Raw genomic sequence first — 20308 nt, forward strand, 5'->3', positions numbered from 1 at the left:
GTGTTCCAGCTATTCGGCCGCCACCGCGGTGTGGCGGTGCGCCGGTTGCGGCCTGCGCAGGCCGAGATGATCTCGTAAGGTCGTGCCCTCGTACTCATCGCGGAACAGGCTGCGGCGGCGCAGCTCGGGAACGACCAGCCTGATGAAATCGGTCAGGCCGCCCGGCAGCGTGGGCGCCATGATGTTAAAACCGTCGGCGCCGTAGTTCTGGAAGCGCTCTTCAAGCTGGTCGGCGATCTGCGTGGGCGTGCCCACCAACTGCCAATGGCCGCGTGCGCCGGCGATCCTCAGATAGAGATCGCGCACCGTCAGTCCTTCCCGGCGCGCCAGCTCGAGCAGAAGCACCTGACGACTCTTGCCGCCTTCGGTTTCCTTCAAGACCGGTATGGGACCATTCGGATCGGCATCGACGATCTCGGGGGCGCCAAGGAAGCCCGCGAGCAAATCGAGACCGACCTGGGGCAGGATCAGCGACTGCAACTCATCGAACTTTTCCTTTGCCTCGCTTTCGCTCTCCGCGACCACGGGAAAGATGCCGGGCAGGATCTTCAGATCGTCCTGGTCGCGGCCATATTTCGACAGCCGCCCCTTCACGTCCGAATAGAACGAGACCGCGTCTTCAAGCGTCTGCTGCGCGGTGAAGATCACCTCCGCCGTTCGTGCCGCGAGTTCCTTGCCCGGCCCGCTCGAGCCCGCCTGCACCAACACGGGACGCCCCTGTGGCGAGGGCGGGATGTTCAGGGGGCCGCGCACCCTGAAGTGGCGGCCCTGGTGGTTGAGAAGATGAAGCTTATCCGGATCATAATAGCGGCCGCTTTCCCGATCGCGCGGGAACGCATCGTCCTCCCAGCTGTCCCACAGGCCGAGCACCACGTCGGCGAACTCGTCCGCACGTGCGTAACGCTCAGCGTGGGGGCTGAGACCTTCGTGATTGAAGTTCAGCGCCGCGGAGGCCTCGGTCGAGGTGACCAGATTCCAGCCAGCGCGACCGCCACTCAGGCGGTCGAGAGAGGCGAACTGCCGCGCGACGTTGAACGGTTCGTTGAAGCTGGTCGAGACGGTCGCGACCAGTCCGATCCTGGACGTGACCGCAGCAAGCGCCGACAGCAGCGTCAGCGGCTCGAACGGGTAGACACCGCTATGCGCCTTGCGACTGGACGCCTCAATGCGATCGATGCGGACGCCAACCATGTCTGCGAGGAAGATGGCATCGAACTTGGCTTCCTCCGCGATCCGCGCGAACTGAACGAAATCCGCCAGCGATTGGCTGTCGGAGGCTTGCGGTGAGCGCCACGCGGCGAGATGGTGACCGGTGAACAGCAGGAAGGCGCCGAGGGACAATTTTTCCTTGCGACGTGACATGCAATGCTTCTCCGGTCACCAATGCTGGCTGACGCTGTTCGCGCCGCAATATGACGATTGCCCGTCGTTTCGCGCAATCTCACAGATTTCCAATCTTGCGGCACTCAACGCTACGTCTCTTCTTCGCAAGCGGCCCGGCACGGAAGATTGTGATTTTCGCAACTCAAGCGGATGGATCGATCCAGAGTTCCGCGAAGCTTCCGTTGAGCCCCTCGCCGCCCGGCGCGAAGTTGCGAACCTTCTTGTTGGCAATGATCACGCCACCCGCGGCGACGAGATCGACCGAAGCCACCTCTTCGTGAATGGTCGACTGGAACTTCGACCAGATCTCCCGCCGCTTCTCGACATTCGGCTCGATCGCCGCATCTTCCAGCAGGCGATCGACCTCTTCGTTGCTGTAATGCGCCGCATTCGAGAACGGCAGTCCGATCCGGAAGTTTTTCGACCAGTAGGCACGCTGGATACCGAGGCTCGGATCGAAGGTATTCGAGAGGCTCTCGGCCGTCAGGTCGAATGCCCGATCGCGGTAGACGATGTTCAGATAGGTCGCGAGATCGTATCGCTGGATCTCGATATCGAGGCCGATCTGGCGCAGTGAATTGCGCAGGAAGTCTGAAAGGCTCGGAGGCAGGAACGGATTCTGGGTCAACCTCAGCTTGGCCCTGATGCCACCCGCGCCGCGTTTGATGCCGGCCTCGTCAAGCAATTGCTCCGCTGCCTTCGGGTCAAACGGCCATGCCTGGATCTTAGGATCATAAAATTTCGGCAGAGCCGTGCTGACTGGCGACGGCGACGCCAGCGCGTAGCCGAAGAACACAACATTCACCAACGCCTTCAAATCGATTGCATGAGCGACCGCCTTGCGCACGCGGCGATCACGCAACAGCTGCGTGTCAAAGTTAAAGAAAAGCTGCTGCTGCGGGCCGGAATAGCCATAGGTCGCCGTGTCGACCACAAAGCGCTTGTCGGTCTTGAACCGCTCGATGTCGCCATAAGGCACCGGCGTGGCCCCAATATCGACCTCTCCCGCCTCGAGAGCGGCCGCCCGTGCAGCTGGATCCAGGATGACCTTCAGCACGAGACGGTCAACATAGGGCTTGGGCGCGTCCCAATAATTGGGATTGCGCACGAACAGGAGATGGCTTCCCGGAACCCATTCGCGAAGGATGAACGGCCCGGTTCCGATGGTCTGTTCCAGCTTCGGCTGCTCGTCCGGCTTCAGCGCCGTGTAGACATGCTTGGGCACGATCGGAGATTCGGCGCCAGCCAGCGCCGTGATGAGGAATGGCGCCGGCTTTGACAGGACTATGATGGCGGTCAGCGGATCAGGCGTCTCGATCGCCTCGACATTCGCGAACGTGATACGCCCGCGCGGATGCGCGATCTTCAACCGCTCAATTGAAAACGCGACGTCTGCCGAAGTGAATTCCTTTCCGTCGGACCATTTCACGCTAGGTCTCAGCCGAAATGTGTAGCGCTTTCCATCCTCGCTGATCGTCCATGAGGTCGCGAGGACCGGCTTCGGATTGAGGTCGTAATCATAAGCCAGCAGCCCCTCGTTGATCTTGGTCCCGATCGTCTGCCCCGTTCCTGACGACGTGTTGATCGCGATGATTGCCGATGGATCCGGATAATAGACCCAATTCAGCGTACCGCCCGTAACCGGATTGGTCGCACCTCTTGCGGACGACAGCAGCGCGGTGGCGCCAGTGGCAAGCAATCCAGCATTGAACGTCCGGCGATCGAGCCCCATCACGCTTCTCCGTCTTTGCGCCTCACGAACAACAGGTCTCACCTGTTGCTTGTCGCCTCCATGTTAGGCACGTGCGCGGAGAATTTGCTTTTGTTGTTTCAAGCGCCAACGCGCGCTGGTTCACGCGAGCCGATGCGGGTGCAGCAGCAAAATTTTCATTACGCGATCCGGCACGTCGCGGGATTGATTGTCCGATCCTTCGGTGAATTATTGTCTCGATGACACACGCGAACGCGGGCGATCAGCATGAATAAATTCTCGCGCAGGCAAATTGCCAAGGCGTTGTTGGCCTCCGGCGTTGCCGCCGGTAGTATCGCGCCCCGACGATTGTTTGCAGCCGAAGAGCCGAGGCGCGGCGGAACGCTGAACGCCGTGATTCAGCCCGAACCTCCGATTCTCGTGAGTCTGACACACACCGCCGGGCCGACCACGCGCGTCAGCGCGAAAGTCACCGAAGGGCTCGTGACGTTCGACCTCGACTTCAATCCGCGACCTCAGCTCGCGACGGCCTGGCAAATCAGCGAAGACGGGCTGCACTACCGATTCGAGCTGCGGCGCGGCGTGAAATGGCACGACGGCAAGGACTTCACCTCGGCGGACGTCGCCCACTCTATCGAGCTGCTGAAGCAGCATCATCCGCGCGGACGCGGCACGCTTTCATCGGTGCGGGAGGTCCTCACCCCCGACCCGCATGTTGCGGAGATCGTGCTCGACAAGCCGGCGCCGTACCTGCTCGCGGCGCTCACCGCCTCGGAATCGCCGATCGTTCCACGCCACGTCTACGAAGGCTCCGATCCCCTCGCCAATCCCAACGGCCGCGCACCGATCGGAACCGGCCCCTTCGTGTTCAAGGAGTGGAAGCAGGGCAGCCATATCCTGCTCGAGCGCAATCCGAACTATTGGGATCCGGGCAAACCGTATCTCGACCGCATCGTCATTCGCTTCATCGCCGACGCAAATGCCCGCGCCGTGGCGCTCGAGACCGGAGAAATTCACTACGCGCCCGACACGCCGGTGCCTCTCGGCCAGATCGAGACACTCAAGGCCAATCCGAACCTCGTGATCGAAACGCGCGGTTACGACTATCAGCCGATCGTCTACCGGCTCGAGTTCAATCTCGCCAATCCCTATTTCGCCAAGCCGGAGGTGCGCCGGGCCGTCGCCCATGCCATCGACCGCGACGCGATCGGCCGCGTCGTGTTCTATGGCTGGAGCGAGAATGCGCCGGCTGCCATCAGCCCCGCTCTGAAGCAATTCTACAACCCGGACATTCCCCGGCACGACTTCGACCCGAAGAAGGCCGAAGCCCTGCTTGACGCGGCGGGCCTCCCCCGCGGCGCCGACGGCACCCGCTTCAAGGTCTTCCACGACTACATGCCCTACAGCGAGACCTATCAGCAACTGGGTGCTTATACGCGCCAGGCGCTCGCCAATATCGGCATTGGCGTCACGCTGCGCGCCCAGGACGTACCGACCTGGTTCAAGCGCACCTACACCAACCGCGATTTCGACTTCATGAGCAATGGCATGAGTCACTCCTTCGATCCGACAGTCGGAGTCCAGCGGCTCTATTGGTCGAAGAACTTCAAGCCCGGCGTGCCGTTCTCGAACGGCTCGGGCTACAGCAATCCGGAGGTCGACCGGTTGCTCGAAGCGGCCGCTGTCGAGAGCGATCCGGCCAAGCGACGCGAATTGTTTCGAGCCTTCCAGGTCATCATCGCCACCGACCTGCCCGACATCAACCTGGTGACGGGCGCGAACCTGACGATCGCCAACCGCAAGCTGCGGAACCACACCGTAACGATCGACGGCCCGTCCGCGAACTTCGCCGACGTCTGGCTGCAGGCCTGATCATCATACAGGACATCGCCGCATGAGCTTCGATCTCGACACGTCAAACCCACACTTCGCGAAGGCCGTGGACCTGCGCGAGATTTTTGCCCGGGATGCAGCGGAACGCGACCGCGCCGGTGGAAAGCCGGTCGAGCAACTGGCGCAGCTCAAGGCGAGCGGGTTGCTCAATCTCCTGATCCCGCAGGAATTCGGCGGCTTCGGCGAGCGCTGGTCGACCGCGTACAAGATCGTCCGCGAATTCGCCAAGGTGGATGGCGCGCTCGGTCACCTCTACGGCTATCATTTCGGCTCCCAACATGCCGCGCATCTACGCGGAACGACCGAACAGGCCGCGGACATCTTCCGGCGATCGGCCGCCGGCAATTGGTTCTGGGGCAACACCGCCAACAGCTTCTCCAAGAGCCTATTCGGCCGCAGGGATGGCGAGGGCTTCATTCTCGACGGCTATCGTCCCTTCACATCCGGATCGCACATTGCCGACTATCTCCAGGTCGCGTGGGAGGATCACGAGACCAATGCCCGCAGCTTCGCCGCCATTCCGGCGAGCCGCGACGGCATCCATGTCGAGAACGACTGGGACGGATTCGGGCAGCGGCAGACCGGAAGCGGCCGGGTGAGCTACAAGGGCGTGCGCGTCCATCGCGGCGAAGTGCTTGAGTATCAGCCGGATGGCGGCCGTCCCTACCAGACCATCACACCCTTCCTGCGGCAATCCACCCTACTCAATGTCTTCATCGGCAGCGCGCAAGGCGCACTGATCACCGCCCGCGACTACACCCGCGACAAGTCCCGTCCGTGGATCCATTCCGACGTCGACCAGCATACCGACGACCCCTGGATCAAACGGGTCTATGGCGAGTTCTATACGCGCGTGAAAGCCGCGACGCTGCTGGCGGATGAAGCCGCCGCAGCACTTGACTGGGTGTGGTCACGCGGACGCGACCTGACGGCACAGGAGCGCGGCGAAGCTTCCGTGGTGATCGCGGGCGCCAATGTTCACGCCGGCGAGGTCGCACTGGATGTCACCAGCCGCATCTTCGAGGTCATGGGGGCGCGCTCGGCCACGATTGCCAACGGCTACGATCGCTTCTGGCGTAATGTGCGTATCCACACCCTGCACAATCCGGCCGAATACAAGACGCGCAACGTCGGGAGCTGGTTTCTCACCGGCGCTCATCCCGCCCCTTCCGCGTTCCAATAATCGATTTACGAAAGTTTCGTCGTGTCCAAGATCATCCAGGTCAACGGGTTTGCCATCTTCAGCCCGGTCCATCTCTCTCCCGGGCTGTGGCGCCATCCGGACGACCGCTCGCTCGACTTCTCCACGCTCGATTACTGGACCGACGTTGCCAAGATCCTCGAAGCTGGCAAGTTTGACTCCATCTTCATCGCCGACGGCATCGGCATCCACGACGTCTATGCCGGAACGGCGGATGCGGCACTCAGCACCGGCGCACAGATCCCGAAGCTCGATCCCATGCTGCTGGTCTCGGCCATGGCGCATGTCACGGAGCATCTGGGCCTCGGCATCACGGCACCCGTGTCGTACGAGCCGCCTTTCACGTTGGCCCGCCGCTTCTCGACGCTTGATCACTTGACCAAGGGCCGCGTCGCCTGGAACATCGTCACCGGCTATTCCAACGCGGCATCGCGAGCCGTCGGCCGCGACAGCATCATGGCGCACGATCCGCGCTACGATCTCGCCGATGAATTCCTCGATGCCGTCTATGCGCTCTGGGAAGGCAGCTGGGACGATGAGGCTGTCATCGTCGACCCGATCCGCGGGGTCATTGCCGATCCGTCGCGCATTCGAAGGGTCCATCACCACGGTACGCACTTCAAGATCGATGCCGTCCACCTCGTTCATCCCTCGCCGCAGCGGACACCGTTCCTGTTTCAGGCGGGCGCGTCCAACCGCGGCAAGGATTTTGCGGCAAGGCATGCCGAGGCCGTGTTCCTGGGTGAGCATTCGAAGACGCCGACCGCCAGGAACGTCGCCGAGACGAGGGCTCGCGCACGCGCGTTCGGCCGCGACGGCCGAGACATCCGCTTCTACTCCCTGATCACCGTCATCGTGGGAGAGACCAGAGCCGAAGCAGACGCGAAGTACCGGGACTATCAGCGCTACATCGATCCCAAGGGATCCCTCGCCCTGTTGTCCGGCTGGACGGGCATCGATCTGTCTCGCTACAGCCTCGATGATCCGTTCCCGACCGTCAAAAAGGACAATTCGGTCACCTCGATGATCGACTCCTTCTCGCGCGCGGAGCGCCCGTGGACGATCCGTGAGATCATCGAGCACAATGGCATCGGCGGGCGTGGGCCCGTCATCGTCGGTTCGCCCGCTGAGATCGCCGATGAGCTGCAGTCCTGGATCGCCGAGACCGATATAGACGGCTTCAATCTCAGCTACGCGGTGACACCCGGCGGCTATCAGGATTTCGCCGAGCTCGTCGTGCCCGAATTGCAGCGGCGTGGCGTTTACAAGACTGAGTACGCGCCGGGTACGCTGCGCGAGAAGATCTTCGGGTCCGGACAGGCACGTCTGCCGTCATCGCATCCTGCGGCGCGCTTCCGGGATCAAGTTGCCGCCAATCCGCAACCCGAAACCACGTCGGCCTAGATCCCATGCGCCTGCGCTCACCCGACCTCGAGCTTCGGCACCGCGTGCCGCAATCCGGCCTGCTCCATCAGCGGCAGCACGCGCCGGCCGAAGAAATCGAGGTCGGGCTTGAAGTCGAAGAAGCTGAGCTGAAGCCCGTCGATCCCCGCCTTCTTCAGCTCCACGAATTGCTCCACCACCTGCTCGGGCGTGCCGATCACCTCGATGTTGCCGCCGATCGCCCGCCGTTTGGGCGCATCGCGGCCGACGCGGCCCTTCCAGGCGTGCGCGTCACTGGCAAAGTTCTGCATGCTGGCGACCGGATCGAGATGCTCGACGATGGCATCGTGGTATTGCCAGGTCTCACGCTCGCTCTCGCGGCAGATGACCATGGGGTTCAGCAAAGTACGGACCTCGCGGCCGACATCGAGCGCCGATTGCTTGACGCGCTGGGCATGCGCCGGCAGCACCTCGATCGCGCTCTCGAACGACGAGCCGGCCGGGCTCGTAATGAACACGATGTCGGAATAGCGGCCGGCGAATGCGATGCCGGCATCCGATCCGGTCGCGTTGACCAGGATCGGCCGGCCAAATCGCGGCTTGGGCGTCACGAAGGCGTTGCTGAGGCGCCAGGGCGATTGGCCGGAGAACGAGAAGTTCTCCTCGTCGCTCCACAGCCGCTGAATCACCTCCAGGAATTCGGCGGCAAGCTCGTAGCGCCGATCATGCTCGATCTGATTCCAGCCGAAGGCTTCGTGCTCGACGGCGCGGTGACCGGTCACGACATTGATGCCCCAGCGACCTCCCGAGATGTGGTCCAGCGTCGCGCCGTATTTGGCGAGGTGCAGCGGATGGATCGGACCATAGAGGACATGGATGGTCGAGATCAGCATGATCCGCGACGTCACAGCAGCCAGCGACGCCGTCGTGACGAAAGAATCGAGCGCCTGTCCGGTAAACACGCCGCCATAGCCGCCCTTCGGCAGCCATTGCGACAGTGCGAACACGAGATCGAAGCCGAACGCTTCGGCCGCGAGCGTCAGATCGCGGTTGTAGTCGAACGTCCAGGTCGTCGATCGCGGCAAGGTCGAGGCGCTCCAGCCGCCCGCCTGGATCGGCAGAAACAAGCCGAGCAGCAAGGGCTGCTTGAGCGACTTGGCGAGAGGACTTTCGGGAAACTGCGCCGGGCTCGGAAACACGGGCCAACCAACAATTTCACCCGGCTTGTGCACTATCGTCATGATCGTACCCGCCTTGCTGACGCGTGGCATTCGCCACACATCGGTGGCGTCGATGCAATCTCACGCGCGTGCATCGAGGTTGATGTTGACTTTCGCTGTTGTCAACCAAGCCGCGGGCGCCGTGGTGCTTTGTCCGCTCACGCACGCAGCATCGCGCTGAAAAGCATCTTGCCGACGAACTTCGGAAGTTAGAAAAATCATGTCGACCATGCAGCGCATCGCAAAGACTTTACGTCGTACGCTATGGCAAGAGATCCCGACCGTGATCGGAATCATCATCATCAATTTTTTTCTGCTGCAACTCGCGCCTGGTGATGCCGCTGACGTTCTGGCGGGCGAGTCCGGGTCCGCCACGATGGAGACAGTGGCAGCCTTGCGATCGCGCTTCGGCCTCGACCAACCGGTCCTCGTGCAGCTTGTCGCCTATCTGGACAATCTCGCCCATTTCAGCCTCGGCAATTCGCCGCGCTATAATCTGCCCGTCGCCGACATCATCGGCCAGCGGTTGCCCGGCACAGTTGCCTTGATGACCACCGCTCTCGTGATCGCGCTCGCCGGCGGCATCGCCCTCGGCATCGTGATGGCGACCTTCGCCGGACGCTGGCCGGATCGGGTGATCTCGATCATCGTCACCCTGTTCTATTCGATCCCCGGCTTCTGGATCGGGCTGATGCTGATCCTGCTGTTCTCGGTCAAGCTGGGATGGCTGCCGAGCGGCGGCTCCACGACGATCGGCGCGACAAGTACCGGTTTCGCGGCCGTGCTGGATCGGGCGCGCTACATGGTGCTTCCAGCATTGTCGCTCGCGCTGTTCTACATCGCGATCTATTCACGACTGGCACGCGCGGCAATGCTCGAAGCGCAGTCCCAGGACTACGTTCGCACGGCCGCGGCAAAGGGATTGTCGCCGCTCGCCATCACGGTGCGCCATGTCCTGCGCAACGCGCTGCTGCCGGTCACGACGGTTGCCGGCATGCATTTCGGAGGCCTGCTCGGCGGCGCCGTGGTGGTCGAGACCGTCTACAGCTGGCCAGGCCTCGGCCGGCTCGCCTTCGAGGCGGTGATGAGCCGCGATTTCAGCGTGCTGCTTGGAATTCTCCTCCTGTCCTCCCTGCTCGTGATCATCGCCAATATGACGGTCGATCTCGTGCAGGCTTGGCTCGACCCTCGCATCGAGGCCCGTTGATCATGACCGACACCGCACTCCAGTCCGCCGCATCGACCGTGCGAAACACGACTGACAAGCCTGCGCCCGCGACAGAGAATGTCGAGTGGCCGAACATCCATGCGCCGGACACGCATGTCGTTGCCGACGATGCAGACCGCGCGCGACCGCATTTGCTCCGCCGCCTAACACGCAATCCGTCGGTCATCGCCGGTGGCCTACTGCTGCTGGCGATCGTCGTCGCGGCAGCGCTGGCTCCCGTACTTTATCCCGGCGATCCCCTCGGAATGGTGGCGCGCCCGCTGCTCTGGCCTGGACAGGATCTCGAATTTCCTCTCGGAACCGATTCACTTGGCCGTGACGTCGCGGCAGGCTTGATGCACGGCGCACGCGTATCGCTGCTGATCGGATTTGTCGCCACCACAATCGGCCTCACGGTCGGCATCCTCATCGGCGCCACGGCCGGATATCGCGGCGGCCGCATCGACGACCTTCTCGTCCGCGTGATCGAATTGTTCCAGACGGTGCCAAGCTTCATCCTGCTCGTCGTCCTGGTCGCAATTGCACAGCCGTCCATCGTGACGGTGACCTGGGCGATCGGGCTCGTCACTTGGCCGACGATCGCCCGGCTGGTCCGCGCCGAATTCAGGGTACTGCGCGAGAAGGAATTCGTGATGGCCGCGCGGAGCCTCGGCTTTGGCCACACGCGGATCGTTTTTCGCGAAATTCTGCCCAACGCCCTACCCGCGATCATCGTCACCGCCTCGGTGATGGTGGCCTCCGCGATCCTGATGGAAGCGGCGCTGTCGTTCCTCGGTCTCGGCGACCCCAATGTCGTGAGTTGGGGCAGCATGATCGGTTCGGGACGTGAGTTGATCAGGACGGCCTGGTATCTCACGGCACTCCCCGGCGTCGTCATCGTCCTCACCGTGCTGTCGCTCAACCTGATCGGCGACGGCCTGACTGATGTGCTCAATCCTCGTTTCAGCCGGGAGCGTTGACGTGACGACCCTTCTCGACGTCCAGGACCTCACGATAGGTTTTCCGAGCGCCACGCCCGTGCGAAACCTGAGCTTCAATGTTGCGCCAGGTGAGACCCTTGCCGTCGTTGGCGAGTCCGGCTCAGGCAAGTCGCTGACCGCGCTGGCGCTGATGCAGCTGCTGCCCAAGACCGCGCGTATCACATCTGGCCACGTCCGACTCGGCGGAGAGGACCTCCTATCGCTCTCCGAGATCGAGATGCGCTGCCGGCGCGGCCGCGACATTGCGATGATCTTCCAGGAGCCGATGACCTCGCTCAATCCCGTGCTGACGATCGGGCGGCAGATCACCGAGGTGCTCTATCTGCATCGCGGGCTGACCAGGGCGCAGGCGCAGCGCGAGGCGGCAGCGCTGCTCGATCTCGTCAGGATTCCGAATCCGGAGCGCTGCCTCGAGGATTATCCGCACCGCCTCTCGGGCGGGATGCGTCAGCGCGTCATGATCGCCATTGCGGTCGCGTGCCGGCCCAAGGTCCTGATCGCCGACGAGCCGACCACGGCGCTCGACGTGACCATCCAGGCGCAAGTGCTCGAATTGCTCGACAGGCTGCGGCGAGAACTCTCATTGTCCCTCCTGCTCATCACCCACGATCTCGGCCTCGTCGGCCAATGGGCCGATCGCGTCATCGTCATGTATGCCGGCCGGAAGGTCGAGGAGGCCTCGCCCGACGAACTGTTCGAGCATCCGCAGCATCCCTATACGCGGGGACTTCTGGCGGCGTCGCCGCGCTTACATGATCGGCTGCATTATAGAAACGCCCGGTTGTCCGAGATTCCCGGCAGCATCGCGTCGGCCGCCGCGCAGACGGGCTGCCCGTTCGCTCCGCGTTGCCCGCAGCGGTTCGCGCCCTGCCGGACTGAATTCCCGCACGAGCGAGACCTGGCGCCCGGGCGACGCGTCGCCTGCCATGCCGCCCCCGCAAATCCAGTTCACGGTGCGATCCATGACGCTGCTCTCAGTCTCTGACCTCACGACAACCTATCGATCGGGCTCGGCACCGGTCCATGCGGTCGACGGCGTCTCGCTCGAGGTCGCCCCCGGCGAGACGGTCGGGCTCGTCGGCGAATCCGGTTGCGGCAAGTCGACGCTCGGCAAGTCCATTCTCAGGCTGGTCGAGCCGTCTGCCGGCAGCATCAATTTCGACGGGATCGATCTCACGACGCTGCCAGAGGCGCAATTGCGAAGCTACCGACGCCGGTTGCAGATGGTATTCCAGGATCCGTTCGCATCGCTCAATCCGCGGCAGACGGTCGGCGATATCCTGGGCGCCCCCTTAGACGTCCATCGTATCGGATCGCGCCGCGAGCGGCGTCAGCGCGTCGGCGAGATCCTGTCGCGAGTCGGCCTGCCGGAAGACTCCGCATCGCGATACCCCCACGAATTCTCCGGCGGGCAACGCCAGCGGATCGGCATCGCGCGGGCCCTGATCCTGGGGCCAGACCTGATCATCTGCGACGAACCCGTGTCCGCGCTCGACCTGTCGGTGCAGGCTCAGGTCCTGAATTTGCTGGCCGACATCAAGCGCAAACTGAAACTGTCATTGCTGTTCATCTCGCACGACCTTTCGGTGGTGCGCTATCTGTCGGACCGGGTTCTGGTGATGTATCTCGGCCGGATTGTCGAAACCGGCACCCACGAGCAGATCTGGAAGAACCCGTTGCATCCCTACACCCGCGCCCTGATCGACGCGGTGCCGGAGCCGGCCCGCCGCCGTTATGCGGCGCCCCTGCCGGGTGACCTTCCGGACCCCCGCAGTACGGTTAGCGGCTGCCGCTTTCGGCCGCGCTGTCCGCTGGCGACCGAGTTGTGCGCGCGCCAGGATCCGGCGCTACGTGCCAGCCCGTCGGGCCAGCGCGTGGCCTGTCATCACGCCGAGCTTCCGACGAGCTGACCCGAACTCGGCTACGTAGCCATTATGCCCGTGCTGACGTTCCGGACGATGGCTTGTGCCAGCACCGTGGCCGGCCGGCCGCGATCCGAGCCCCGGCTCAACGATGGATATGCGGGAACGTGTAACGATCGGCGAGATATCGAAGTATCCGTTCGGGCTGGTCGAAGAAGCGCCGGCCGTTGGCCACGCCCGCATCATCAGGAACGGGCTTGGTCTCATCGAAGACCAGAACCGGAAGCGATTGATGCTGTTCGCCCAGGATTTCGACGATCTCCGTGCGAGGACGGGCGAACGACAGGCGCTGCACGTCGATCTGCGTTGCCAGTCCCGAGAATGAGGCCAGCAGTCCTTCGATCGCGTTGCAATGAGGACAGACGAAAAACCTACCGGGCTCCGCCGGATCCTCGAATCCGGGCTTTAACAGGAAGAGGCGATCTCCACTCATGGCCATTCTCCTCTCACGGCGTGCCTATGCGATACTGTCCGGGCGGCGGCGTCCCATTGACGGCGAAATCGCCGACAATGCGATCCCGGTAGACGCGCGGATTGTGGGTCGCGATCGTCCTGGCATTCCGCCAGTAGCGATCAAGCGCCAGGTTCTTCGCCGTCGAAGAGGCTCCAAGTGCGTCGAAAATGATCGTCGTCGCCTCCAGCACCAGGTCCGACACGACAGTCACCGCCTGGTCGAGCTCGACCTCGGCGATCGCGATCGCCGCCGCAATTCGATCCGGATCGCGCGCAAGATGCGCCTCGTGGGCGCGCTGCAGCGATTCCGCGACCTTCAGTACGATTGCGCCAGCCGAATACGCGTTGCCGCGTACTCTGCCAATTACCTGGAGAATCTGAGGATCAGTTGCCGCGCTATTGGAATTCCCATGACTGAACACGCGCGTGCGTTTCCTGACCAGCGCGGACACGTCATTCGCCGCCGCCCGCGCAATTCCGGCGAGCGTTGCGAGATGAACGAGCTGATAGAACGGATTGGAGTATTTGAAGCGCTCGTTGACCGGAACGACCTGATTGCCTTCCACGGGAACGTCGGTGAACAGGGTCGTTCCGCTTGCGGTCAGGGCCTGCCCGAAGCCATCCCAATCGTCGAGAACCTCGACACCCGGTGCATGACGCGAGACCACCACGGCGACGGGGTCCCCGTTCTCGTGCTGGGCCGCAACATTGATCCAGTCCGCAAAGAGCGTTCCTGTCGTGTAATATTTCTTGCCGTTCAGGACCAGCTGGCCGTTCCTGTTCGAAACGGTCGTTGAGAACGCCTGCACTTTGGCATCGCCGACCTCGCTGTGCCCATTTCCAAAGAACGTCTTCCCGCCGATCCGACGCAACCACGTTTCGCGGCGCTCAGCATTGGGCGAATTGACGACGTCCTCGGCGAAGCCAAAATGCGACCTGACTGCATTGGTGACATTGGAATCGGCCTCCGACAGCTCGATCAGGAGATTGAACAGCTCCGGGAGATTGGCGCCCGCACCGCCGAAATCTCTCGGTATGCGCACGGCGGTAAAGCCTGCCTCCCGCAACGCTTTGATCTCGTCATAGGGGAGACGGCGCTCCGTATCGCGCGCGACGGCCCCTTCCCTGATTGACCTGAACAGCGGCCGGAACGGCTCGGCGAGCGCTTCATAGCGTGCCGAGGGACCACTCCCCCAGGCGAGATCGATCTGCGACATGATCATCCTTTCAACGCGCTCGAACCGATCCGCATCGCGCGGGCACCGAATGCTTGTCGGACCAAGCCCCTGCTCGCTTCCAAATCGATTCCAGCGCTGTCTTGCATCGGCGGCGCAACGCAAAAGATCGCGCGAGACGGCGCTTCTGGCAATTTCGGATATTTGCACCGCGAGAGGCGAAGCTTCCCGCCGGGCCCGACGTCAAAGAAGAATTCATTCGAATGCGGGCGAATGATTCAATTGCGATGCAACCTTCGCCGGCACCTATTACAAACGTTCTTCATAGAGCTGCCTCGGAGATTCTTTTGCTCTCGCCGCCGAACGCTGCAGTAGAATCTGGCAAATCGCTCCGTAGCAACAGACAACGATGTTCAGCGCCGGTTTTACCGTGGTATTTTCATCTATCCGCCTCAGCTGCGGGGATCGTCAGACCTGCCATTTACGCTTCTCATGCAACGAGGTGCCAAACATGACCGACGCTTCGCTACAATTCGCAGACACCGGCCGGCGCCTTGATGCGGTTGATCGCAAGATCCTGGCCGTGTTGCAGCAGGATGCGTCGCTTTCGGTTGCGGAAATCGGCGACCGGGTGGGCTTGTCATCCACGCCCTGCTGGAAACGAATTCAGCGGCTCGAGGCCAGCGGAGTGATCCTCAAGCGCGTTGCGCTGGTGGATCAGAACAGGCTTGGCCTCGACCTCTCCGTCTTCGTGTCGGTGGAGAGCGCCGACCACTCGGATGGCTGGCTGAGACGCTTCGCCGATGCCGTGAGCGCCATGCCCGAGGTGATGGAATTTTATCGTATGGCCGGTGACGTCGACTACATGCTGCGCGTTGTCGTTCCGGACATGCAGCACTACGACATTTTCTACAAGAAGCTGATCCACTCGGTTCCGCTGAAGAACGTGACCTCCCGCTTTGCAATGGAAAAGATCAAGTCGATTACGGCATTGCCAGTGCCAGCCGAAATGGCCAATTGAGCGGCGTCCTTGTTGTAACTACGCTCTGCCTTTCGCTGCGGCGTGAATGCGGCTCCAAACAACCCCATGCACAGTAGCCGCGGCTTGTCGGATCAAGGGCTTGCACGAGCGACAGTGGGCGCACGACAACGCATCGGGCAAAGCCGTTTGACACGTCGGGCAAAACACCTGCATGATGCTATCGTCGGAGCATAGCGCGATGGGAAGATAACCTCGCGAACCTCGCAACACTGCATTAGCGTTCCATCGGCTCTGCTCGCAGACAAGGGGGCAGCGGAGCCACCAGCTCTCCGGAGTCATCTGGATGCCAACGACGCCCCACCACGACGACCTCCTTCTCTGGCACGCTCTTCATCGTCTCGAGGTGAGATATTGGTACGACGTCGACTTCAACGACGGTCGCACGGCTCACGACTTCTTCACACCGGACGGCGTCAAGATCGTGGGTCACAACCGGTTTGAAGGACGTGAAGGAATTCGGGCCTTTTATGAGTGGCGCGCCAGCCAAATCGGCGAGAAGGCGGTGGATCAATTGGCAATCAGCGGCGTGAAGGCGGTACGGCATCTGGTCACCAATCTGCACGTCGCTTCGAGCAGCGATCGTTCCGCAACAGTCGTCGGTATCATCGTTTTCTATGGCGGCCTGACCTATCCATCCACGCGTCAGTCAAATCCTCCCATGATGGTCGCGGATTTGATCAATGAGTGTGTGTTGAACGACGACAATGTATGGCGATTCAAATCACACACGCTCGAGCCCGTATTCATGAGTGCCGCCCCACCTCCATCAATGGAGATCGATCCCATTTTCCTGAAGGACACCTGAGGTTCTCCTTTGGGGAATATCCAGCCTTGGTCATGAACGATCCGATCGAGATAAATCGACGCAACTGGGATGAACGCGCGATCATTCATGCGCGCGACGCGACGGGGTTCTACCGCCTTGATCGCGTGCGATCCAACCAGGACGGGCTGGATTCAATCGAGGCTGCCGAGCTCGGCGACATCTCTCAAAACAATGTTCTTCATCTTCAGTGCCACATCGGGACCGACACGCTGCGATTGGTTCGACTGGGCGCGATCGCTACCGGCCTCGATTTCTCCGCCGAGGCAATCCGCATTGCGAGACGGCTCGCCGAAGACGCTGGGCTCAAGGTCGACTTTGTGCAAGGCCGGGTCGATGAAGCGCCTCGTCTGGCGCCGGGACCATTCGATTTGGTCTACAGCACCTGGGGAACCATTTGCTGGTTGCCGGACCTGACCGTTTGGGCGCGCGTCATTGCGGCTGTCCTTGCGCCCGGCGGGGATCTGTATTTCGCCGACGCACACCCGAGCTTTCTGGTCATGGAGGCGCGAGACGGCAAGCTCGAGCCAGTCTTTGATTTTCAAACGCCCGTCAATCGTCCACTCGAATTCGTCAGCGAAACGACCTACACCGGTGATCCAACCGTGATGACACATCAATCGACGCGTGAGTGGATACACCCGCTGTCGGCAATCATGGAGGCGTTGATTGGTGCCGGACTCACAATCAAAATGTTCCATGAACATGAGGTACTGCCCTGGCAAGGCTTGCCGATCATGATCCCCACAGCCGACGGTCTCTGGCGGCTTCCTGATGGTCATCCCCGCTTTCCGCTATCGTTCTCATTGAGAGCGCGGAGGGAGTAGTTGGGGCCCTGAACTGGGGAACGAAAATGTCAGAGCAGGCCACCGTTGTGGAAGCCCGAGCGCGCTGTTTCCCGGCTATATCTCTCCGTTGAACGAGGTCAGCTGCTGGAATCGGCTCTGACACGCGCGGTCTCGTGGTGGCGGATCACCTCCTTGATGATAAAGGCCAGGAACTTTTCGGCAAAATCCGGATCCAGGTTAGCGGCCCGTGCAAGTAGACGAAGTCTCTCTACCTGCTGCCTCTCGCGAGCCGCGTCAGAAGACGGCAGGTCAAGGCGGGCTTTCAGTTCTCCCACCCGTTGAGTGCACTTAAATCGCTCAGCGAGGATGTGGACTAAGGCTGCGTCCAGATTATCAATGCTATCACGAAGAGCTTGTAGTTCTGGTTGAGTTTCCATTTGTCTCGGTCCCGGCGGTCACATGCGGCTCTTCCAAGCTAACCTAGATTTGAAATAGGCCCAAGAAGCATGCGATCCGGCTGGGTGAGATCCTCGAGATCAACGCTGAGCCACGGCCCGAGCATGCTGAGGCAGAAGTTGCGATCGTTCCCGACACGCATCCAATCCTCGTGCCATGATGCCGATCATCGGGCACCACGTGCGACTTGCCGAGCCAGGGCCGGCCCTCCCCAGCTTCAATGGGTTCTCGCGTGCGAGACGCGGTCTGCTGCGATCGGTCTTATGATGCAATCTGCAAGGCTGTCGAACTCGTTCAACTCCTTGGCATGAAATTGTCCCCATTCGCACAGCGCAAGCATGACGGGCTGCAGGCTCAATCCGAGCTCCGTCGCCGAGTAGTCCACGCGCGGCGGGACCTGGCGAAAGATCTCCCGGCGAACCAGCCCATGCTCTTCGAGCTCACGAAGCTGCTGCACCAGAACCTTCTGGCTGACCCGCGGCACCAGTCGTCTGATTTCCGAGAGCCGTTTGGGTCCCGCGAGCAGATGATAGAGAATGACTGCTTTCCAGCGCCCCGAGATGACCTTCAATGCGCGCTCGATCGGCAGAGCCGGAAGTTTTTTCGATGGGGTCTTCATGGTTACCGACTGGTTCCTAAGGGAGTAACTTGTCAATAGCGTATCGCAAAGAGGCAGGGATAGAAACGCTTCGTGACGTATTCTCTATCTCTGGAGTGAATGATGAAGGCCGTACGCGTAGGCAGATTTGGCGGACCAGACGTTCTTGAGGTCGTCGAAATTCCAACGCCAGCGCTCGCCGACAGACAGATTCTCGTGCGCGTCGAGGCGGCCGGCGTGAATTTCTTCGAGGCGCTGATGCGGCAGGACCGTTATGCCGTCACGCCCGAACTTCCGCTGATGCCCGGCGTCGAGGTTGCGGGCGTGGTCGAAGCGGCCGGGCGCGGAGCAGAGACTGCGCTCGGGACTCGCGTGGCAATCCCGCTTTTTGCTGTCGGCGGCAGCGGAGGCTATGCGGAGTACGTCACGGCCGATACGGCAGCCGCCGTGTCTGTTCCGGACGAGGTCCCGTCCGAGGTGGCTGTTGCTCTCCTCATTCAGGGTCTCACAGCCCTCCACGCGGCCCGTCGATATCCGCTCGGAGGCAAGACCGTGCTTGTCACAGCGGCTGCAGGTGGGGTTGGGAGCCTGCTCATACAGCTCTTGAAGCTGGCGGGAGCAGCGAGGATCATCGCCACGACGAGTACGTCCAGGAAGCTGGAACTCGCACGCTCTCTCGGTGCTGACATTGCGGTCAACTACACGGATAACCATTGGCGCGACGCCGTGACAGACGCCACCGATGGGCGCGGCGTGGACATCGCCTATGATTTCGTTGGCGGGACAGTCGCTGCGGATTGCCTCAAGCTGCTTGGCCCGGGCGGTTTCCTTGTCGCCGGCGCCCTCGGGCGAATGGCATTCTCGCACGAAGACCTGGAGAACATGGCCGCACAGAACCAGTCGATCAATGGATTTGCACTTCTACCGCTCCTTACCTCCGATATCCTGCGCGCCGATCTCATTCATTTGTTCGAACTCTCATCGACGAGGAGGCTGAAGGTCCTCATCGACAAGGCCTATCCTCTCAACGAAGTTGCCGAAGCGCATCGCCGAATCGAGAGCAGATTATCGAGCGGGAAAATCGTCCTCACCCCATGAAATCAGGGCACTCGCGTTTGAAACGAACAACGTCCCGCTGAATTCCGGTCTGTTTCCCAAGCGTTTCAAGACCGCGGGCTGACAGGCGTCCCAACACTCCGAGCGTTTTGCTCCAAGGCCGCAGCGACTCTAGCTGAGGCCACCAAGGTGGCGATCGACGAACTCGGCAATGAGAGCCGAGACCTCGGCGGGCCGGTCGAGGCTCGGCAGATGGGCAGTTCCGCTCAGCTCATGCCCAGAGGCATTCGGCAACGCTGTGGTCAGATAGCGGCTTCTGTCCCGAATGTTGGGAAAATCAAGGTCGCCCCAGATCACGAGCGATGGCGCGGATATCTCGCCGAGGCGTCGATAGGCCGACGTGGCATCCACGCTCGAGCCGACCGATGACGGCCGAAGGGCCTGGCCATTCATCTCGAGGAACAACCGCCTGGCGTCGCCGGCGACGCGTCCCTCGGGCTGGAACGGGCCATCGAGCCAAAGATGCGCCTTGACCGCATTTGCCTGGTTCAGATCACCAACCTGTTCAGCTTCACGCACCTGTTCGATCAGGCGCCTGATCTCAGGTGGATACACTGGCTCGGGCGAGCCACTCACCGAAGGCGCAATGAGAACGAGTCCACGAACATAAGTCGGATGTTCGAGGGCGATATCGAGCGCGATTCGTCCGCCCTGGGAACAAGCGACGAGAATCGCGGGCGATCCGCCCGCAACATCATCGATCACCCTCACCAGATCCGCGACCGCAGAGAAATCCTCGATTTCGGCACTGGTGTCGCCAAAACCTCGACGATCGTAGGCGATGGCCCTGGCCCGCGTACCGATTGCGGCCAGTTGCGCCGACCACATCCGCCTGTCGGCTACGCCGGCGTGGAGAAAGACGACCGGAGCGCCATTGCCGACAACATCCGCAGCCAGGATGGCACGGCCGGACACGATCTGATGATTGGAGCTCAC

The 20308-nt window shown here is 61.8% G+C and carries 20 protein-coding genes; 11 read left to right on the forward strand and 9 right to left on the reverse strand.

The window, feature by feature from the left end:
- Positions 1–9: 9 nt before the first annotated feature.
- Positions 10–1362 (reverse strand): LLM class flavin-dependent oxidoreductase, encoded by a 1353-nt coding sequence (locus tag QA645_RS26900; RefSeq protein ID WP_283044538.1) that lies wholly within the window; start codon positions 1360–1362, stop codon positions 10–12.
- A 163-nt stretch (positions 1363–1525) separates the two neighbouring features.
- A complete protein-coding gene (locus tag QA645_RS26905; RefSeq protein ID WP_283044539.1) occupies positions 1526–3115 on the reverse strand; it encodes an ABC transporter substrate-binding protein in 1590 nt (529 codons plus the stop codon).
- Positions 3116–3361: 246 nt separating this feature from the next.
- Between QA645_RS26905 and QA645_RS26910 the strand changes: the two genes are divergently transcribed.
- Genes QA645_RS26910 through QA645_RS26920 form a run of 3 tightly spaced genes read left to right on the forward strand, consistent with a single transcriptional unit; the run spans position 3362 to position 7592 of the window.
- Positions 3362–4966 carry an ABC transporter substrate-binding protein gene (locus tag QA645_RS26910; RefSeq protein WP_283044540.1) on the forward strand — a complete coding sequence of 535 codons (1605 nt, stop codon included), beginning with the start codon at positions 3362–3364 and terminating at the stop codon, positions 4964–4966.
- Between the two features lie 22 nt (positions 4967–4988).
- Positions 4989–6170 carry an acyl-CoA dehydrogenase family protein gene (locus QA645_RS26915; protein WP_283044541.1) on the forward strand — a complete coding sequence of 394 codons (1182 nt, stop codon included), beginning with the start codon at positions 4989–4991 and terminating at the stop codon, positions 6168–6170.
- A gap of 21 nt (positions 6171–6191) precedes the next feature.
- Positions 6192–7592 carry an LLM class flavin-dependent oxidoreductase gene (locus tag QA645_RS26920; RefSeq protein ID WP_283044542.1) on the forward strand — a complete coding sequence of 467 codons (1401 nt, stop codon included), beginning with the start codon at positions 6192–6194 and terminating at the stop codon, positions 7590–7592.
- A 17-nt stretch (positions 7593–7609) separates the two neighbouring features.
- Here the strand turns inward: QA645_RS26920 and QA645_RS26925 are convergent, their stop codons facing one another.
- Both QA645_RS26925 and QA645_RS26930 read right to left on the reverse strand, forming a co-directional pair.
- Positions 7610–8812, reverse strand: coding sequence for an LLM class flavin-dependent oxidoreductase (locus QA645_RS26925; RefSeq protein ID WP_283044543.1), 1203 nt, complete (start codon positions 8810–8812; stop codon positions 7610–7612).
- A 60-nt stretch (positions 8813–8872) separates the two neighbouring features.
- Positions 8873–9094, reverse strand: coding sequence for a hypothetical protein (locus QA645_RS26930; RefSeq protein WP_283053665.1), 222 nt, complete (start codon positions 9092–9094; stop codon positions 8873–8875).
- On the opposite strand from QA645_RS26930, the gene QA645_RS26935 reads away from it, so the two are divergent.
- The 4 genes from QA645_RS26935 to QA645_RS26950 are packed head-to-tail and all read left to right on the forward strand — an operon-like array spanning position 9012 to position 12909.
- A complete protein-coding gene (locus QA645_RS26935) occupies positions 9012–9998 on the forward strand; it encodes an ABC transporter permease (RefSeq protein ID WP_283044544.1) in 987 nt (328 codons plus the stop codon). The genes QA645_RS26930 and QA645_RS26935 overlap by 83 nt on opposite strands.
- 2 nt (positions 9999–10000) lie before the next feature.
- Positions 10001–10978 carry an ABC transporter permease gene (locus QA645_RS26940; RefSeq protein ID WP_283044545.1) on the forward strand — a complete coding sequence of 326 codons (978 nt, stop codon included), beginning with the start codon at positions 10001–10003 and terminating at the stop codon, positions 10976–10978.
- A gap of 1 nt (position 10979) precedes the next feature.
- Positions 10980–11984: an ABC transporter ATP-binding protein gene (locus tag QA645_RS26945; protein WP_283044546.1), complete on the forward strand. Its 1005-nt coding sequence runs from the start codon at positions 10980–10982 to the stop codon at positions 11982–11984.
- Positions 11962–12909 carry an ABC transporter ATP-binding protein gene (locus QA645_RS26950; protein WP_283044547.1) on the forward strand — a complete coding sequence of 316 codons (948 nt, stop codon included), beginning with the start codon at positions 11962–11964 and terminating at the stop codon, positions 12907–12909. Before QA645_RS26945 ends, QA645_RS26950 begins: the two co-directional genes overlap by 23 nt.
- A 97-nt stretch (positions 12910–13006) precedes the next feature.
- Here the strand turns inward: QA645_RS26950 and QA645_RS26955 are convergent, their stop codons facing one another.
- Positions 13007–13354, reverse strand: a complete 348-nt coding sequence (locus QA645_RS26955; RefSeq protein ID WP_283044548.1) for a DUF3088 domain-containing protein — start codon at positions 13352–13354, stop codon at positions 13007–13009.
- Between the two features lie 13 nt (positions 13355–13367).
- A complete protein-coding gene (locus tag QA645_RS26960) occupies positions 13368–14591 on the reverse strand; it encodes an acyl-CoA dehydrogenase family protein (protein ID WP_283044549.1) in 1224 nt (407 codons plus the stop codon).
- Positions 14592–15060: 469 nt separating this feature from the next.
- Here QA645_RS26960 and QA645_RS26965 point away from each other — a divergent pair, with 469 nt between their 5' ends.
- The 3 genes from QA645_RS26965 (at position 15061) to QA645_RS26975 (ending at position 17241) form a co-directional block, all read left to right on the forward strand.
- The gene (locus QA645_RS26965) at positions 15061–15570 is read left to right on the forward strand and encodes an Lrp/AsnC family transcriptional regulator (protein ID WP_283044550.1); all 510 of its coding nucleotides are present in this window, start codon (positions 15061–15063) and stop codon (positions 15568–15570) included.
- Between the two features lie 304 nt (positions 15571–15874).
- On the forward strand, positions 15875–16396 hold the full coding sequence (locus QA645_RS26970) for a nuclear transport factor 2 family protein (RefSeq protein ID WP_283044551.1): 522 nt from the start codon (positions 15875–15877) through the stop codon (positions 16394–16396).
- Between the two features lie 32 nt (positions 16397–16428).
- On the forward strand, positions 16429–17241 hold the full coding sequence (locus tag QA645_RS26975) for a class I SAM-dependent methyltransferase (RefSeq protein WP_283044552.1): 813 nt from the start codon (positions 16429–16431) through the stop codon (positions 17239–17241).
- A gap of 98 nt (positions 17242–17339) precedes the next feature.
- Here the strand turns inward: QA645_RS26975 and QA645_RS26980 are convergent, their stop codons facing one another.
- Positions 17340–17639: a chorismate mutase gene (locus QA645_RS26980; protein WP_283044553.1), complete on the reverse strand. Its 300-nt coding sequence runs from the start codon at positions 17637–17639 to the stop codon at positions 17340–17342.
- A 236-nt stretch (positions 17640–17875) separates the two neighbouring features.
- Positions 17876–18277: a helix-turn-helix domain-containing protein gene (locus tag QA645_RS26985; RefSeq protein WP_283044554.1), complete on the reverse strand. Its 402-nt coding sequence runs from the start codon at positions 18275–18277 to the stop codon at positions 17876–17878.
- A 102-nt stretch (positions 18278–18379) separates the two neighbouring features.
- On the opposite strand from QA645_RS26985, the gene QA645_RS26990 reads away from it, so the two are divergent.
- On the forward strand, positions 18380–19354 hold the full coding sequence (locus tag QA645_RS26990; RefSeq protein ID WP_283044555.1) for a zinc-binding dehydrogenase: 975 nt from the start codon (positions 18380–18382) through the stop codon (positions 19352–19354).
- 129 nt (positions 19355–19483) lie between these two features.
- On the opposite strand, the gene QA645_RS26995 is transcribed toward QA645_RS26990, so the two are convergent.
- Positions 19484–20287, reverse strand: coding sequence for an alpha/beta hydrolase (locus tag QA645_RS26995; protein ID WP_283044556.1), 804 nt, complete (start codon positions 20285–20287; stop codon positions 19484–19486).
- Positions 20288–20308 lie beyond the last annotated feature (21 nt).

The organism is Bradyrhizobium sp. CIAT3101, assembly GCF_029714945.1.
Lineage (GTDB): Bacteria > Pseudomonadota > Alphaproteobacteria > Rhizobiales > Xanthobacteraceae > Bradyrhizobium.

Bases quoted from the DNA above. Each gene is read 5' to 3' on its own strand.
- QA645_RS26900 (WP_283044538.1), bottom strand. From the start codon at position 1,362: ATGTCACGTCGCAAGGAAAAATTGTCCCTCGGCGCCTTCCTGCTGTTC.
- QA645_RS26905 (WP_283044539.1), bottom strand. From the start codon at position 3,115: ATGGGGCTCGATCGCCGGACGTTCAATGCTGGATTGCTTGCCACTGGC.
- QA645_RS26910 (WP_283044540.1), top strand. From the start codon at position 3,362: ATGAATAAATTCTCGCGCAGGCAAATTGCCAAGGCGTTGTTGGCCTCC.
- QA645_RS26915 (WP_283044541.1), top strand. From the start codon at position 4,989: ATGAGCTTCGATCTCGACACGTCAAACCCACACTTCGCGAAGGCCGTG.
- QA645_RS26925 (WP_283044543.1), bottom strand. From the start codon at position 8,812: ATGACGATAGTGCACAAGCCGGGTGAAATTGTTGGTTGGCCCGTGTTT.
- QA645_RS26935 (WP_283044544.1), top strand. From the start codon at position 9,012: ATGTCGACCATGCAGCGCATCGCAAAGACTTTACGTCGTACGCTATGG.
- QA645_RS26930 (WP_283053665.1), bottom strand. From the start codon at position 9,094: ATGATGATGATTCCGATCACGGTCGGGATCTCTTGCCATAGCGTACGA.
- QA645_RS26940 (WP_283044545.1), top strand. From the start codon at position 10,001: ATGACCGACACCGCACTCCAGTCCGCCGCATCGACCGTGCGAAACACG.
- QA645_RS26950 (WP_283044547.1), top strand. From the start codon at position 11,962: ATGACGCTGCTCTCAGTCTCTGACCTCACGACAACCTATCGATCGGGC.
- QA645_RS26955 (WP_283044548.1), bottom strand. From the start codon at position 13,354: ATGAGTGGAGATCGCCTCTTCCTGTTAAAGCCCGGATTCGAGGATCCG.
- QA645_RS26960 (WP_283044549.1), bottom strand. From the start codon at position 14,591: ATGTCGCAGATCGATCTCGCCTGGGGGAGTGGTCCCTCGGCACGCTAT.
- QA645_RS26965 (WP_283044550.1), top strand. From the start codon at position 15,061: ATGACCGACGCTTCGCTACAATTCGCAGACACCGGCCGGCGCCTTGAT.
- QA645_RS26970 (WP_283044551.1), top strand. From the start codon at position 15,875: ATGCCAACGACGCCCCACCACGACGACCTCCTTCTCTGGCACGCTCTT.
- QA645_RS26975 (WP_283044552.1), top strand. From the start codon at position 16,429: ATGAACGATCCGATCGAGATAAATCGACGCAACTGGGATGAACGCGCG.
- QA645_RS26980 (WP_283044553.1), bottom strand. From the start codon at position 17,639: ATGGAAACTCAACCAGAACTACAAGCTCTTCGTGATAGCATTGATAAT.
- QA645_RS26985 (WP_283044554.1), bottom strand. From the start codon at position 18,277: ATGAAGACCCCATCGAAAAAACTTCCGGCTCTGCCGATCGAGCGCGCA.
- QA645_RS26990 (WP_283044555.1), top strand. From the start codon at position 18,380: ATGAAGGCCGTACGCGTAGGCAGATTTGGCGGACCAGACGTTCTTGAG.